This is a genomic window from Streptomyces sp. NPDC059201 (assembly GCF_042754585.1).
Lineage (GTDB): Bacteria > Actinomycetota > Actinomycetes > Streptomycetales > Streptomycetaceae > Streptomyces.
Genome location: NZ_JBHZBB010000009.1, coordinates 237,950 through 252,245 on the forward strand (window position 1 = coordinate 237,950; position 14,296 = coordinate 252,245).

Here is a 14,296-nt window from a genome sequence, read left to right on the forward strand (position 1 = left end):
TCTGCGACGCGTACCGGGGGGGGGGGGGGCCCACCCAACACCCGCCCCAACCGGGCGTACGGTCGTCTCTCCCCCCCTCGTTTTGGGGGGGGGCCACTTCCCGTGTCCGGAGGGGGCGGGTCCGTCACAGGGTCACGAAGGCCGCCACCCACAGCGCCGCGCCCGCGGCCGCCAGGGACCAGGCCGTCCGGCGCAGCCGCAGGCCGCCCGCCAGCAGCGGCGCGGAGAGGACCAGGGCGCCGCCCAGCGGGAGCCAGGCGTGCAGACCGCCGCCCCAGCCGGCGCGTACGCCCTCGTCCGTGCCGGGCTTCACGACCACCGGGATGACCGAATCCGGCCCGGCCGCCACCGACCGCTCGATCGTCAGCGTCCGGCGCGGCGACGCGGCCTCGTCCGGCACGTAGCTGCCGCCGCACCTGTCGTCCGTGCAGGACGTCACGGTCAGCGTGCCGTGCTCACGGCCCTTCGCCAGCAGGACGTGCTGCGCCGATCCCCACGACGCCCACACCCCCGCGACGACGAGGAGGACGGCGACGAGGGCCATGGCGGCGTTCCGGACGTGCGTCATGACCCGCGATCGTACAGTCGTACGGCCGAAACCCAGCGGCTCAGGAGTTGTACGCCGACTGGGCCCGCTCAAGACCCTCGGCGAGCAGGCACTCCACCGCGTCCGCCGACCGGTCCACGAACCAGTCCAGCTCCTTGCGCTCGGTCGAGGAGAAGTCCTTCAGCACGAAGTCCGCCACCTGCATCCGGCCCGGCGGACGCCCGATCCCGCACCGCACCCGGTGGTAGTCCGGCCCCATCGACTTGGTGATCGACTTCAGGCCGTTGTGCCCGTTGTCCCCCCCGCCGAGCTTCAGCCGCAGGGTCGCGTAGTCGATGTCCAGCTCGTCGTGGATCGCCACCACGCGCGCGGTCGGCACCTTGTAGAAGTCCCGCAGCGCCGTCACCGGGCCGCCGGACACGTTCATGAACGACATCGGCTTCGCCAGCACCACCCGCTGGTTCGCGGGGCCCACCGGGCCCATGCGGCCCTCCACGACCTGCGCCTGCGCCTTCTGCGCCCGCTTGAACTTCCCGCCGATCCGCTCCGCCAGCAGATCCACCACCATGAAGCCGATGTTGTGGCGGTTGCCCGCGTACTCCGGCCCCGGATTGCCCAGGCCGACGATCAGCCAGGGCGCGTTCGCGTCGTCGGTCATCGCCATCTCCTCGTAGAGGGTGAAAAGAGAAACGGGGTGACGGGCCGTGCGGCCCGTCACCCCGTCACGTCGGACGAGAGCCTACGGCTCAGGCCTCGGCGGCGGCCTCGTCGCCCTCGGCGGACTCGGCGGCCGGCTCCTCGGCCTGGGCGGCCAGGACCTGGAGGACCACGGCGTCGGCCTCGGTCACCAGGGTGACGCCGGACGGCAGGGCGATGGCACCGGCGGTGACGGAGGAACCGGCCTCCAGGCCCTCGACGGAGACCGTCACGGACTCGGGGAGGGCGGTGGCCTCGGCCTCGACGGAGAGGGTGTTGAGGACGTGCTCCAGCAGGTTGCCACCGGCGGCGAGCTCGCCCTCGGCGACGACCGGAACCTCGACGGTGACCTTCTCGCCGCGCTTCACGAGGAGGAGGTCGACGTGCTCCAGGCTGCCCTTCAGCGGGTCGCGCTGGGCGGCCTTCGGGATGGCCAGCTCGGAACCCTTGCCCTCGATGTCCAGGGACAGCAGGACGTTCGGGGTACGCAGCGCCATGGCGGTCTCGTGCGCCGGCAGCGTCAGGTGGATCGGGTCCGAGCCGTGGCCGTAGAGGACGGCCGGGATGGCGGCGGCGCGGCGGATCTTGCGGGCGGCGCCCTTGCCGAACTCGGTGCGGACGGCGGCGGCGAGCTTGACCTCGGACATGTGCACTCCTCGTATGGGTGGTGACGGTCGTGACTGTCACCCGGCCGCCGACTGGCGATGGCCTGCTACGAAGAGCGCGTCGATAACGGAGCGCCGACCCTGGAACGGGTACGGCCTCCCTCGCCGAGCAACCTGGGCAGTCTACCCGCCCGCCGGCGGCCCCCCAAATGGATCACGGACCGGGGGACGGCGGAGGGCCGCCTCCCCCCGAACGGGGAAGACGGCCCTCCGGCGCGGATCCGGGGCTCAGTGCTCCTCGAAGAGGCTCGTCACCGAGCCGTCCTCGAACACCTCGCGCACCGCGCGCGCGATCGTCGGCGCGATCGACAGCACCGTGATCTTGTCCAGCTCCAGCGCGCCCGGCACCGGCAGCGTGTCCGTGAAGACGAACTCGCTGACCTTGGAGTTCTTGAGGCGGTCCGCCGCCGGACCCGACAGGATGCCGTGCGTGGCCGTCACGATGACGTCCTCGGCGCCGTGCGCGAAGAGCGCCTCGGCCGCCGCGCAGATCGTGCCGCCGGTGTCGACCATGTCGTCCACCAGGACGCAGACGCGGCCCTTCACGTCACCGACGACCTCGTGGACGGTCACCTGGTTGGCGACGTCCTTGTCACGGCGCTTGTGCACGATGGCCAGCGGCGCGTCCAGACGGTCGCACCAGCGGTCGGCGACCCGCACGCGGCCCGCGTCCGGGGAGACGATCGTCAGCTTCTCGCGGTCGACCTTCGTGCCCACGTAGTCCGCGAGGACCGGCAGGGCCGAGAGGTGGTCGACGGGGCCGTCGAAGAAGCCCTGGATCTGGTCCGTGTGCAGGTCCACGGTCAGGATCCGGTCCGCGCCGGCCGTCTTCATCAGGTCCGCCACCAGACGGGCCGAGATCGGCTCGCGGCCGCGGTGCTTCTTGTCCTGACGGGCGTAGCCGTACGACGGGACGATCACGGTGATGCTCCGGGCCGAGGCCCGCTTGAGAGCATCGATCATGATCAGCTGCTCCATGATCCACTTGTTGATGGGAGCCGTGTGGCTCTGGATCAGGAAGCAGTCCGCGCCGCGCGCCGACTCCTGGAAGCGGACGTAGATCTCACCGTTGGCGAAGTCGAACGCCTTGGTCGGAACGAGACCGACACCCAGCTGGTGCGCGACCTCCTCGGCCAGCTCGGGGTGGGCGCGGCCGGAGAAGAGCATCAGCTTCTTCTCGCCGGTCGTCTTGATCCCGGTCACAGCACTGTCTCCTCAGACGTGTTCTCTGGCCGCAAGACCCGCGCTCCCGAGCGCGTGTGCGAACCAGCCGAATTTGTGTGCACGTATCACGGTACGCCTCGATCGGCGCACCTGTTTCCGGTCAGCTTTCTCCGGCGGACCCTTCCGTGGCCGCCTCGGCCGCGTTCGCCGCGGCGCTGCCGGGCCGCTTGCGGGCGACCCAGCCCTCGATATTCCGCTGCTGGCCCCGGGCCACGGCCAGCGCACCCGCCGGCACGTCCTTCGTGATCACGGACCCGGCGGCGGTGTAGGCACCGTCCCCGATGGTGATGGGAGCCACAAACATGTTGTCCGAACCGGTCCGGCAGTGGGACCCGATCGTGGTGTGGTGCTTGGCCACGCCGTCGTAGTTCACGAAGACGCTCGCGGCGCCGATGTTCGAGTACTCGCCGATGGTCGCGTCGCCGACGTACGACAGGTGGGGGACCTTGGTGCCCTCGCCGATCGTCGCGTTCTTCATCTCGACGTAGGTACCGGCCTTCGCCTTCGCGCCGAGCCGCGTGCCCGGACGGAGGTAGGCGAAGGGACCCACGGAGGCGCCGTCGCCGATCACGGCGGAGTCGGCCACGGTGTTGTCCACCCGCGCGCCGCGGCCCACGGTGGTGTCCCGCAGACGGGTGTTCGGCCCGACCTCGGCGTCCTCGCCGATGTGCGTCGCGCCCAGCAGCTGCGTACCGGGGTGGATCACGGCGTCCGGCTCGAACGTCACGGTCACGTCCACGACCACGGACGACGGGTCGACGACCGTCACGCCGGCGGTCATGGCCGCCGCCAGGAGGCGCTGGTTCAGCAGGGCGCGCGCCTCGGCGAGCTGCACCCGGTTGTTGATGCCGAGGATCTCGCGGTGGTCGCCCGCCACGGAGGCGCCGACGCGGTGCCCGGCCTCGCGCAGGATCGACAGCACGTCGGTGAGGTACTCCTCGCCCTGGCTGTTGTCCGTCCGCAGCTGCTTGATCGCCTCGGCGAGCAGGGCGCCGTCGAAGGCGAACACCCCGGAGTTGATCTCGCGGATGTCCAGCTGGCCGGGGGAGGCGTCCTTGTGCTCGACGATCGCGGTCACGGCGCCGGTGGCCAGGTCCCGCACGATCCGCCCGTAGCCGGTCGCGTCCGGCACCTCGGCGGTCAGCACGGTCACGGCGTTCCCGTCACCGGCGTGCGTCTCGGCCAGCGCCTTCAGCGTCGCCCCGGACAGCAGCGGGGTGTCGCCGCAGACGACGACCACGGTCCCCTCGGGAGCCGCCCCCAGCTCCTCCAGCGCCATCCGCACCGCGTGCCCGGTGCCGTTCTGCTCCTCCTGCACGGCGGTACGGGTCCCCGGGTAGACCTCCTCCAGGTGCCCCCGCACCTTCTCCCGCGCGTGCCCCACGACCACGACGAGGTGCTCGGGCTCCAGCTCACGCGAGGCCGACACCACGTGCCCGACGAGCGAACGCCCGGCGATCTCGTGCAGGACCTTGGGGGTCTTGGACTTCATACGGGTGCCCTCACCCGCTGCGAGGACGACGACGGCTGCCAGGGGGCGGTTGGCGCTCACGGATTGGCCCTTCGGCTTTGGGTGGTGGACGCACGAAGGATACCGGGGGGCCAGGGTGCGGACATGAGGACGGGTCCTGACCAGCACGGTCAGGACCCGCACGCGAGGCATGGCGACGAAGGCTCCCCCGCAAGGATTCGAACCTTGTCCTGCTGGTACCAAAAACCAGTGTGCTGCCGGTTACACCACGGGGGACGGCGCCTCAGACCATACCGGAGACGCCTCCCGCGGAGGGCGGCCTCGGCGTCCTGCGGAATCCGAAGGCGCCGCCCGTAGGGTGGGGGCATGACCGCAACGGGGGCAGATCGGGACGCGCCGGGCGCGCGGACCTTGTGGTGGTGGGCGCGGCGGCGGAGCGTCGCGCTCGATGTCGGGCTGGCGCTGGTGTCGGCGGTGGAGTGCGCGGCCGAGGGGGCGGTGTTCTCCGGGAAGGCGGGGGTGCCGGAGTTCGTCGGGGCGGTGCTCGGGTTCCTGGTGGGGTCCGTGCTGCTGGTGCGGCGGCGGTGGCCGATCACCGTGGTGCTGGTGTCGATCGCGGTGGCGCCGGCCGAGATGGGCTTCCTGATGGGGATCGTCGGGCTGTACTCGCTGGCCGCCTCGGAGGTGCCGCGGCGGTACACGGCGCTGCTGGCGGGGATGTCGACGGTCGCCGTCTTCGTCGTGACGGCCGTGGAGATGCGGCGGGACATCGCCGCGCAGGCCGACGACTTCGACCCGAGCAGTTGGTACGTGCCGGTCATGGCGCTCTTCATGACGCTGGGGCTGAACGCGCCCCCGGTGCTGTTCGGGCTCTATATAGGGGCGCGGCGGCGGCTGATGGAGAGCCTGCGGGAGCGGGCGGACTCGCTGGAGCAGGAGCTGTCGCTGCTGGCGGACCGGGCGGAGCAGCGGGCGCAGTGGGCGCGGCAGGAGGAGCGGCGGCGGATCGCGCGGGAGATGCACGACGTGGTGGCGCACCGGGTGTCGCTGATGGTGGTGCACGCGGCGGCGTTGCAGGCGGTCGCGCTGAAGGATCCGCAGAAGGCGGTGAGGAACGCGGCGCTGGTGGGTGACATGGGGCGCCAGGCGTTGACGGAGCTGCGGGAGATGCTGGGGGTGCTGCGCGAGGAGGCGCCCGCCGAGGTGCCGGCCGGGGTGCCGCTGGCCGCGGTGGGCCGGGCGGCGGCCGCCGCTGCGGAGGCGGCGGCTTCGGCGGAGGGGCCGGGGCTGGGCGCCGTGGACGACCTGTGCCAGCAGTCGCGGTTGGCGGGGACGGCGGTGGAGCTGGTGGTGCTGGGGGAGCCGGGTGCGTATCCGCCGGAGGTGGAGCGGACGGCGTACCGGGTGGTGCAGGAGGCGCTGACGAACGTGCACAAGCACGCGCCGGGCGCGCGGGTCGTGGTGCGGCTGGCGCACCGGGGCGCCGAGGTGGCGATGCAGGTGGAGAACGGCCCGTCGGACGCGGGGGTGGCGGACGCGGGTCTGCCGAGCGGCGGGAACGGTCTTGTGGGGATGAAGGAGCGGGTCACGCGGCTGGGCGGGGCGTTCGTGTCGGGTCCGACGGACCCCGGCGGTTTCAAGGTGTCGGCGGTGATTCCCGTACCCGCCGAGGTGCTCTAGCCGGCCGTGAGGCGGGTGGGCTGGGTGCCGGTGACGAGGGTGGCGAGGGCGGCGTCGATGTCCCGCCCGAGGTACCAGTCGCCGGCGTGGTCGAGGCTGTAGACGCGCCCCTCGGCGTCCATGGCGAGGACGGCCTGGTGGTCGCCCTCCTCGCCGAGCGGCGCGAGCTCGGTGCCGAGGGCGCGGCCGAGGTCGGCGAGGGTGCGGGCGAGGTGGAGGCCGGCGAGGGGGTCGAAGCGCAGGCTCGCGGGGGCTATCTGGCGTCCGTGGCCGGGCGCGCTGAGCCGCAGTCCGCCGAACTCGGCCCACGCCTCGACGACGGCGGGGAAGACGCTGTGCCGGTGGCCTGCGGGGGAGACGTGGGCGCGGAGGGTGTCGGCCCACTCCTCGGCGAGCTTGATGTCCCAGCGTCCGGGCTGCCAGCCGGCCTCGCGGAGGGCCGCGTCGACGTTGACGGGGAAGCGGGTGGTGTCGGACATGGGTCGGGTCAGCCGTTCTCGGTGGGGGTGACGGTGCGGACGCCGAAGTGGTCGAGGAGGGCGGCGCAGGAACGGCAGGGCGCGGCGTAGCTGCCGTGCAGCGGGTCGCCGTCCTCGCGGATGCGCCGTGCGGTGATCTTGGCGTGCTTGAGGCTGCGGCGGGCCTCGCCCGAGGTGAGCGGCTTGCGCTGGGCGCGCTTGGAGCGGCCGCTCTCGGCGGCGGTGAGGTGCCGGGAGAGCAGGATCGCCTCGGGACATCGCCCGGTGAAGCGTTCCCGCTGGCCGCTGGTGAGCGTGTCGAGGAAGTCCTGCACGAGGGCGTGCAGGACGGGCGGCGCGTCCCCCCGGCCGGCGGTGCAGGTGAGGGTCTCGCCGCGGACGGACAGGGCGGCGCCGACGGCGGGCAGGATGCCGTCGCGGCGGTGCAGCAGTAAGGGGGCGCGACCCGTGTCGGTGTCGCTGCTCCAGTTGAGGCGTGGGTCACCCTGCGTGGGCGTCGTGCTCGCGTACATCGTGCTGGTCTTCCCCTCCTGCAATCCCCCGAGTTGCGGTGCACAGCCTGCCAAATAGGGAGCCATATGGGGAAGCTGGGTCGCGGTATCGACGTGCCGGTGTGTCGGAGCCGTGGTCGGCCTGTCATGGGATCGTGACGGTTGGTGACGGTGCGTGTGTGGGGTCGGCCCCCGGGGGCGCGGGCCGGTTCGTGCTCTTGTGGCAGCGCATAGGCTGTGCGGGATCGGTCGGGCGCGCTGTGCGCAGCGGCGTCCGGCAGCAGGAGCAAGCAGTAGCAGCCAGTGACGCCATGCAGGGGGCAACCGCCATGACGACAGGTCGGCTCGGGCAGTCCACCGCGCCACCGAACGCGGCCTATGCCGGGCAGGTCGTGCGTTTCCCGGATCCGGTGCGCGCCTCCCGGCATCCGCGAGGGGTGCGCGTGGACGAGCGCGGTTTCCCGGACTTCTCGCCGTACGCGCGCGCGGCGGCGGAGATCGCGGAGCCCCCGGAGGGTTTCGGCGTCGACGAGCTGCGGCTGACGGACTACGTGTCGGCGAACGCGGCGATGGCGGCGACCGGTCATGAACTGTGGGACACGATCCCCGCGGTGGCGACCCCGCACGGCTGGACCTGGCACCACGTGGCCGGTTCGCGCCGGCTCGAACTGGTGCCGGTCGAGGTGAAGGCGCTGCTGCGGCATCACGGTGGCGTGGCGACGGCGGCGGTGGACCACTCCAAGCGGGGCACGCGCCCGCTCCAGGAGACCCGGCCGGCGCACTTCGGGCTGCCGAAGGGCGGGACCTCGGTGTCGGAGCAGCAGCTCCAGGGCGTCGAGGAGGATCTCGGCTACCGGCTGCCGGGGGCGTACCGCACCTTCCTGAAGGCGGCGGGCGGTTGCGCGCCGGTGGGCGCGGCGCTCGACGCGGAGCTGGGGCTCCTGGTCGACCAGCCGTTCTTCACGGTGCGCGAGGAGGCGGGCGTCAACGACCTCGTCTACGTCAACAAGTGCCTGCGCGACCACCTGACGAAGGACTACCTGGGGGTGGCCTTCGTGCAGGGCGGTCTGATCGCCGTGAAGGTGCGGGGCTCCGGGGCCGGTTCGGTGTGGTTCTGCGCGTACGACGACGCGCGGGACTCCGGCGAGGAGGCCGCCGGCTGGTCGGTGAACGAGCGGGCGGAGCGGCTGCTGCTCCCCTGCGGTGTGGACTTCGACGCGTTTCTGCTGCGTCTCGCGGGCAATCCGCCGGAGTTGGAGACGGTCGCGAACCTGATGGTGGACGGCGGCTTCGCGCGCGCCGTGCCCGTGGCCCCGGTGGGAGAGTGAGCCGGCTGTGGTGACGTTCGCGCAGGCGCAGGAGCGCGCCGAGGAGTGGATCAACGGCGATCTGCCCCCGTATCAGCACCAGGAGGTGCGGGTGCGGGAGTTCGCGCTGGGTTTCGTGGTGTGGGCGGAGGGCCGCGAGGGCGGTCCGACGGCCGACACGGGCCGGCAGCGGCTGGTGATCGCGCGGGACTCCGGTGAGGCCACGCTGTGGCCGGGGCTGCCGGTGGGCGAGGTGATCCGGCGGTACGAGGAGGAGTACGGGGTCGCCGAGGAGGCGGCCGAGCCGGCTCCGCCCGCGCCGCCGGCCCGGATCGACCTGAACCAGACGTCGTTCCTGCTGAGTCCGCCGGAGTGGTTGCAGGACGCGGCGGACAAGATCGGCCTGCCGCAGCGGCCGAACGCTTCGCAGGAGGAGCGCGGGGAGGCGGAGGCGGATTCGGACGCGGAGAGCGCCGCGGATGCGGAGTCGTCGGGTGCGGCTTCGGGGTCCGGTGCGGGTGCGGGGTCCGTGTCGTCCGCGGGGGCGGATTCCTTGGGTGGGTCCGAGACGCCCGCGGCGGCGATTCCCCTCGGCTCGCTCGGTTCCTCCGCGTCCTCCGCGTCGTCTTCTGTGTCGTCCGGTGGTTCGGACGACGACGAGCACGAGCCGACGGCGATGGACGGGGTTCCGGCGACGCCGCCGGGCAGCCCGTGGGCGGACGCCAACGCGAGCTCCGGCGGAGTGGAGGGCGTACCGCTGCCGGCGACCGTCTTCGCGCCGCCGCTGTCGGGCGCCGACGACGACGACACGCCGCCGCTGTCGGTGGGCGCGGACGCGCCGACCGCGCTGATGCACGGCGGGAGCGCGCTGCCGAAGACGGCCGTGGCGCCCCGTCTGGACCCGGCTGCGGCTCCGCCGCCCGGTGTCGTTCCGCCTGGTGCGACGCCGCCGCCTCCGGTGGCTCCGCCGGGTGTTCCGGGCGTTCCCGGCGCGGGGGACATCGCGGACGCGGCGACGAGCAAGGCGACGCTGCCGCCGAAGAAGGCGGCTCGTGGGCCGGTCGCGCCGCCGCCTCCGCCGGGGGCGCCCGGGGTGCCGGGTGCGAGCTCGGCGGGTACCGCGCCCGCGCCCGCGCCCGCGCCCGCTCCCGTTCCCGGGTACGTACCGACGCAGATGATGACGCAGACGCCGCCGCCCGCTCCGGCGCAGCCGGGGCCGCCTCCGCCGCCCGCGCCGCCGGGTCCGGCGACGCCTCCGCAGCCGGTGCACCACGCGGCGACGATGCTGGCGCACCCGGGACCGGCCGGTTCCGGTGGTTCCCCTGCCGTGCCGCCGCCTTCGCCGCCGGGTGTTCCGGGTGGTCCGGGGACGCCGGCGAACGGGATCGAGCACGCGCCGACGATGCTGGCGCAGCCGGGGCCGGGCGGTCCGGGCGGTGCTGGGCCTGGTGCTGGGCCTGGTGCGCCGCCGCCTCCGCCGGGGCCCGCTCCGGCGGCTCCGCAGGCTCCCGGTCCCGTACCGGCTCCGCAGGCTCCCGCGTACGGGTATCCGCAGCAGCCGCCGGCCGGGGTGCCGACGGTCGGTCCGGGGTACCAGGCGGTGCTGCGGTACCGGGCGCCGGACGGGTCGGAGCAGCAGATCATCCGGCGTTCGGCGCCGGGCACCCCGCATCCGGAGTGGCAGATCCTGCACGAGCTGCGCGGGCTCGGTGTGCCGCCGCAGCAGGTGCTCGAACTCCACACGGAGCTGGAGTCCTGTGAGCTGCCCGGCGGTTACTGCGCGCGGATGATCCGCGAGACGTGGCCGCAGGCGCGGATCACCAGCATCGCCCCGTACGGCCGTGATCACGCGGGCCGGCAGCAGGGCATGCGTCAACTCCTCACCCACCAGGGCGAGTTGCACCAGGTGGCGGACGGTCCGGCGCGCCCCGCGCCGGTACGGGCCCCGCTGCCGCAGGTGCAGCCGGCGCCGCCCGTCCCGCCGGAGGGCGTGGCGCAGGAGCTGGCCGGGGCGTTCGGGCCGGGGATCCTGCGGTTCGACCAGCGGGCCGTGTCGCGGCAGGGCGTGCCGGAGCTGGTGGCGGTGACGCTCATGTGGGCGGGGCTGCCGGCGGACTTCGGGCCGTTCTTCTGGGCGCAGCCGGCGATGCCGGTGGTGCCGACGCTGGCGGAGCTGGCGCAGCAGCGGCAGGTGCAGGCGGCGCCGGACGCGAGCTCGTACCTGGTGCTGGGTTCGGACTTCGGGCGGGCGATCTGCGTCCAGTACGGGACCGCGCACATCGTGGCGGTGCCGGTGGAGGCGGGGCCGGGCGGGGCGTCGGTGCCGCCGCAGTTCGTGAACACCGGGCTGCCGGAGTTCACCCGTTCGATGGCGCTGCTCGGCCGGATGTGGCGGCTGCGGTTCGGGCTGACGCCGGAGCAGGCGGGCCGCTGGACGGTCGACTTCCAGGCGCAGCTCGCGATGCTGGACCCGGCGGCGCTGTCGTCGCCGGAGAACTGGTGGTCGGTGCTGCTTGAGCAGATGTGGGACGGCCTGTTGTGAGGCGTTGTGCGAGGTGTTGCTGACGCCCAGTGAGGCGGAATGTGACGAAGGGCGCTCGGTGTGTGATCACGTCGGGCGCCTTTTGTCCGTTCTTATGGCGCATCCTGGAGAGGACCGTAGGAAGGGGCGCCAAGGATGAGTTTTGCCGTCGGACGGGGCCGGGGGTACCGCCCGGAGCAGGTCGACCTCCACCTCGCCACGCTGTCGGGGGACCGGGACGAGGCGTGGGAGCGGGCCGCGCGGCTCACCGTCCTCGCCAAGGAGATGGAGGCGGAGCTGGCCGCGCTGAGGGAGGCCGTCGCGGAGTTGAAGCCGCAGCGGTACGAGTCCCTGGGCGAGGCCGCCGAGCAGATCCTGAAGCTCGCGGAGCAGGAGGACGAGCGGCTCGTCCGCGCCGCGGAGGCCGAGGCGCAGGCCGTCGCGGAGGCGGCGGACGCGGCGGCGCGGGAGGCCCGCGAGGCCGCCGACGCCTACGCGGAGGGGGTACGGGCCGCGGCCGAGGCGACGGCCCGCGCGGCCCTGGAGAGCGCGCGCGAACGGGCCGGGGAGCTCGACACCGTCTCCCGCAGGGACGCGGAGGGCGCCAGGACGGCGGCGAAGGAGGCGTACGAGGAGGTCGAGCACCGCGCGGCGGACCTCCTGGCCCACCAGGCCGAGGAGCACCGCACCGGCCGCGCCGAGGCGGACCGCGCCGCGGAGACGGCCGCCGCCGAGCTCGACGCCCGCCACGCCGAACAGGTCGCGGAGGCCGAGGCCCGCCTGGAGGACGCCCGCCGCGCCCTCGCCCGCACCGAGGAGGAGGCGAGGCACGGCCAGGAGGACGCCGACGCGACGGCGGGGGAGATCCTCGCGGAGGCGCGGGTGAAGGGCGAGCGGATCGAGCGCGAGAAGGACCGCGTGCTGCGCGAGCACGACGAGGCGCGCGACGAGATCCACTCCCACATGGAGCACATCCGCAACTCGCTGGCCGCGCTGACGGGCCGCCCGGTGGCCACGGCCCCCGACCCGGAACCGGAACCTGACGAACCCCCGGCCGCGGAGCCGGAGACCGCGGAGCCGGAGACCGCGGAAAAGCCCGAGTCCGAGGAGGGGCCCGGCGCCTAGGCTCGCGCGCATGACCCTGCGGATGCGCCTGACGGCCGTGAACCTGGACTGCCCCGACCCGCTCGCCCTCGCCGACTTCTACGCGAAGGCGACGGGCCTGGCCCTGCACGAACGCTCCGACGCGGGCTTCGCCGGGCTGGTGGCCGAGGACGGCCTGGTCCTCGGCTTCCAGCGGGTCGAGGACCACCGCCCGCCGACCTGGCCGGACGGCGGGATCCCGCAGCAGCTGCACCTGGACTTCGACGTGGACGACCTGGACGAGGCGGTCGCCGAACTCACCGCCCTCGGCGCCACCGTCCCGCCCGAACAGCCCCACCCCGACCTGTGGCGCGTGCTCCTGGACCCGGCCGGTCACCCCTTCTGCGTCTCGCCCCGGAAGGCGCCGTGACGAGCCTCATCCAGAACCCGGCGTACGACTCCGCCTTCTGGGCGGTCTCAATCGAGACGGCACTCCGCCCACACCGTCTTTCCCGGGGCGCCGGACCTCGGGTGCCACCCCCACCGCTCGGCGATCCCGTCGAGGAGCAGCAACCCCCTACCTCCGTCCGCGAGTTCAGCCTCACCGGGGCGGCCGAGGCGGAGTGGTACGCGTTCGGTACGGGTATCGCTCACCTCGACCCGCGCGACCGTCCGGGGCGCCACCGTGAAGCGCAGCGAGAGGTGGAAGTCCCGCCCCGGCACGTGCCTGTGCCGCACCGCGTTCGTCGCCAGCTCGGCCGCGACCAGCACGACACCCTCGTGCGCCTCGCTCCCGTACGGCACGCCCCACTCGTCCAGCCGGACGCCGACCAGCCGCCGCGCGAGCCGCGCGCCCCGGGGCGTGGAGGTGAACCGCATGGCGAAGGTAGGGGTGTTCAAGTAGGGCGAGAGTCCCCTGAGTTGGCTGGGGTTGGTGGGGCTGTCGATGTTGCTCGTCATGCCCTCCAAGCTCCTCTTGGTGGCGTAGCGTGACCAGTGGTGACGCGCCGACGCGATCCGCTTGTACGCGCCGTGTCGGCGCAGGTACGAGAGGCGGGGTGCGGTGGAAGAAGAGGTGCCGGAGACGGGGCGGGTCGTCACCAAAGCCGGTGAGGGCGTCGCGGTGGCGTTCGGGAAGACCCTGAAGACGCTCCGGACGAAGGCGGGGATGGAGCGGGAGGAGTTGGGCAGACGACTCGGCTACTCGGTCTCCACCATCGCGTCGTTCGAGCAGGGCCGGAGGATTCCCTCGTCACGCGCGATCGAACAGTCGGACGACATTCTGGGGGCGGACGGGCTGCTGTCGGTATGGCAGGGGCAGTTGGAGAGGGCGCAGTATCCGGCGGGGTTCCAGGGCTTGGTGGAACTGGAGAAGACGGCGATCGAACTGCTTCATTACGAGAAGTTCGTGGTCAGCGGTCTGCTCCAGACCGAGGAGTTCATGAGAGCGATCCTGGCCATGCGGCGCCCCCGCCTGGATCAGGAAACGATCGAGCGGAGGGTGGAGGAACGGCTGGGCCGCCAGAAGGCCATGTTCGGACGGCGCCCCGAACCGCTGAACAGCTTCATCATGGACGAGGCGGTGCTGCGGCAGAGGTACGGCGGCGAGAAGGTCCTTCGCGGGCAGCTGGAGCACCTGCTCCTGCTCGGTCACGAGCCGCACATCGACATTCAGATCATGCCGTTCGCCTGCGAGGACAACGCGGGTGTGAGTGGTCCGTTCACGATCGCCACCCGCAAGGACGGAAAGCAGTTCCTGTACTTCGAGGCGACCCATCAGATGTCACTGATGGTCGAACCGGAGCAGGTCACCGTCGCCGCCGTACGTTTCGGCGTCATCAGGTCGCAGGCTCTCAGCCCACGAGAGTCGCTCGCGTTCATCGAGAAGTTGCTGGGAGAGCTCTAGGCACTCTCACGTCTTCGCCTGGTTCAGCAGCTACAGCGGTGTCGAGGTCGCGACCGGCGCGGGAGCCGTGCACGTGCGTGACTCCAAGGACGTGGCCCGGCCGGCCCTCCGAGTCTCGCAGGACGCGTGGGCCGGGTTCGTCGGGCTTGCCTCGGCGGAGTAGTACAGCCGCCGCTTGTACGTACGTGGGCCCTGCCCGTCCGAGCCGGACGGGCGGGGCCCCGTA

14 protein-coding genes, 1 tRNA gene and 1 pseudogene are annotated in these 14,296 nt (G+C 72.9%); 7 read left to right on the plus strand and 9 right to left on the minus strand.

Annotated features, from left to right (window positions below; all coding sequences use genetic code 11):
* Positions 1-124: 124 nt before the first annotated feature.
* The 6 genes from ACFXMG_RS27455 to ACFXMG_RS27480 all read right to left on the minus strand — a co-directional run bounded on the left by ACFXMG_RS27455 (position 125) and on the right by ACFXMG_RS27480 (position 4,879).
* Positions 125-568 carry a hypothetical protein gene (locus ACFXMG_RS27455; protein WP_383817646.1) on the minus strand — a complete coding sequence of 148 codons (444 nt, stop codon included), beginning with the start codon at positions 566-568 and terminating at the stop codon, positions 125-127.
* Positions 569-608: 40 nt separating this feature from the next.
* On the minus strand, positions 609-1,205 hold the full coding sequence (gene pth / locus ACFXMG_RS27460; RefSeq protein ID WP_383817644.1) for an aminoacyl-tRNA hydrolase: 597 nt from the start codon (positions 1,203-1,205) through the stop codon (positions 609-611).
* 88 nt (positions 1,206-1,293) lie between these two features.
* A complete protein-coding gene (locus ACFXMG_RS27465) occupies positions 1,294-1,890 on the minus strand; it encodes a 50S ribosomal protein L25/general stress protein Ctc (RefSeq protein ID WP_383817642.1) in 597 nt (198 codons plus the stop codon).
* Positions 1,891-2,136: 246 nt separating this feature from the next.
* Positions 2,137-3,111 carry a ribose-phosphate diphosphokinase gene (locus ACFXMG_RS27470; RefSeq protein WP_043227344.1) on the minus strand — a complete coding sequence of 325 codons (975 nt, stop codon included), beginning with the start codon at positions 3,109-3,111 and terminating at the stop codon, positions 2,137-2,139.
* 121 nt (positions 3,112-3,232) lie between these two features.
* The gene (gene glmU / locus ACFXMG_RS27475) at positions 3,233-4,684 is read right to left on the minus strand and encodes a bifunctional UDP-N-acetylglucosamine diphosphorylase/glucosamine-1-phosphate N-acetyltransferase GlmU (RefSeq protein WP_383817640.1); all 1,452 of its coding nucleotides are present in this window, start codon (positions 4,682-4,684) and stop codon (positions 3,233-3,235) included.
* 122 nt (positions 4,685-4,806) lie between these two features.
* A tRNA-Gln gene (locus tag ACFXMG_RS27480) sits at positions 4,807-4,879 on the minus strand.
* Between the two features lie 90 nt (positions 4,880-4,969).
* Here ACFXMG_RS27480 and ACFXMG_RS27485 point away from each other — a divergent pair.
* On the plus strand, positions 4,970-6,283 hold the full coding sequence (locus ACFXMG_RS27485; RefSeq protein ID WP_383817638.1) for a sensor histidine kinase: 1,314 nt from the start codon (positions 4,970-4,972) through the stop codon (positions 6,281-6,283).
* Here the strand turns inward: ACFXMG_RS27485 and ACFXMG_RS27490 are convergent.
* Together ACFXMG_RS27490 and ACFXMG_RS27495 are read right to left on the minus strand one after the other, a co-directional pair.
* Complete coding sequence (locus tag ACFXMG_RS27490; protein ID WP_383817635.1) at positions 6,280-6,762, minus strand: SUKH-3 domain-containing protein; 483 nt, start codon at positions 6,760-6,762, stop codon at positions 6,280-6,282. The genes ACFXMG_RS27485 and ACFXMG_RS27490 overlap by 4 nt on opposite strands.
* Positions 6,763-6,770: 8 nt before the next feature.
* Positions 6,771-7,274, minus strand: coding sequence for a YwqJ-related putative deaminase (locus tag ACFXMG_RS27495; protein ID WP_383817632.1), 504 nt, complete (start codon positions 7,272-7,274; stop codon positions 6,771-6,773).
* 308 nt (positions 7,275-7,582) lie between these two features.
* On the opposite strand from ACFXMG_RS27495, the gene ACFXMG_RS27500 reads away from it, so the two are divergent.
* From ACFXMG_RS27500 to ACFXMG_RS27515, 4 genes are all read left to right on the plus strand, one after another.
* Positions 7,583-8,581 carry an SMI1/KNR4 family protein gene (locus ACFXMG_RS27500; protein WP_383817629.1) on the plus strand — a complete coding sequence of 333 codons (999 nt, stop codon included), beginning with the start codon at positions 7,583-7,585 and terminating at the stop codon, positions 8,579-8,581.
* A gap of 7 nt (positions 8,582-8,588) precedes the next feature.
* Entirely contained in the window at positions 8,589-11,102 is a 2,514-nt protein-coding gene (locus tag ACFXMG_RS27505) for an SUKH-4 family immunity protein (protein ID WP_383817626.1), read from the plus strand.
* A gap of 135 nt (positions 11,103-11,237) precedes the next feature.
* Positions 11,238-12,206: a cellulose-binding protein gene (locus ACFXMG_RS27510; protein ID WP_383817623.1), complete on the plus strand. Its 969-nt coding sequence runs from the start codon at positions 11,238-11,240 to the stop codon at positions 12,204-12,206.
* A gap of 10 nt (positions 12,207-12,216) precedes the next feature.
* Positions 12,217-12,594, plus strand: a complete 378-nt coding sequence (locus ACFXMG_RS27515; RefSeq protein ID WP_383817621.1) for a VOC family protein — start codon at positions 12,217-12,219, stop codon at positions 12,592-12,594.
* A gap of 47 nt (positions 12,595-12,641) precedes the next feature.
* Here the strand turns inward: ACFXMG_RS27515 and ACFXMG_RS27520 are convergent, their stop codons facing one another.
* Positions 12,642-13,124: an ATP-binding protein gene (locus ACFXMG_RS27520; RefSeq protein WP_383817619.1), complete on the minus strand. Its 483-nt coding sequence runs from the start codon at positions 13,122-13,124 to the stop codon at positions 12,642-12,644.
* A gap of 103 nt (positions 13,125-13,227) precedes the next feature.
* Between ACFXMG_RS27520 and ACFXMG_RS27525 the strand changes: the two genes are divergently transcribed.
* Both ACFXMG_RS27525 and ACFXMG_RS27530 read left to right on the plus strand, forming a co-directional pair.
* Entirely contained in the window at positions 13,228-14,070 is an 843-nt protein-coding gene (locus tag ACFXMG_RS27525) for a helix-turn-helix domain-containing protein (RefSeq protein ID WP_383817616.1), read from the plus strand.
* A gap of 37 nt (positions 14,071-14,107) precedes the next feature.
* A pseudogene (locus ACFXMG_RS27530) lies at positions 14,108-14,233 on the plus strand (DUF397 domain-containing protein); the annotation flags it as partial.
* Between the last annotated feature and the right edge of the window lie 63 nt (positions 14,234-14,296).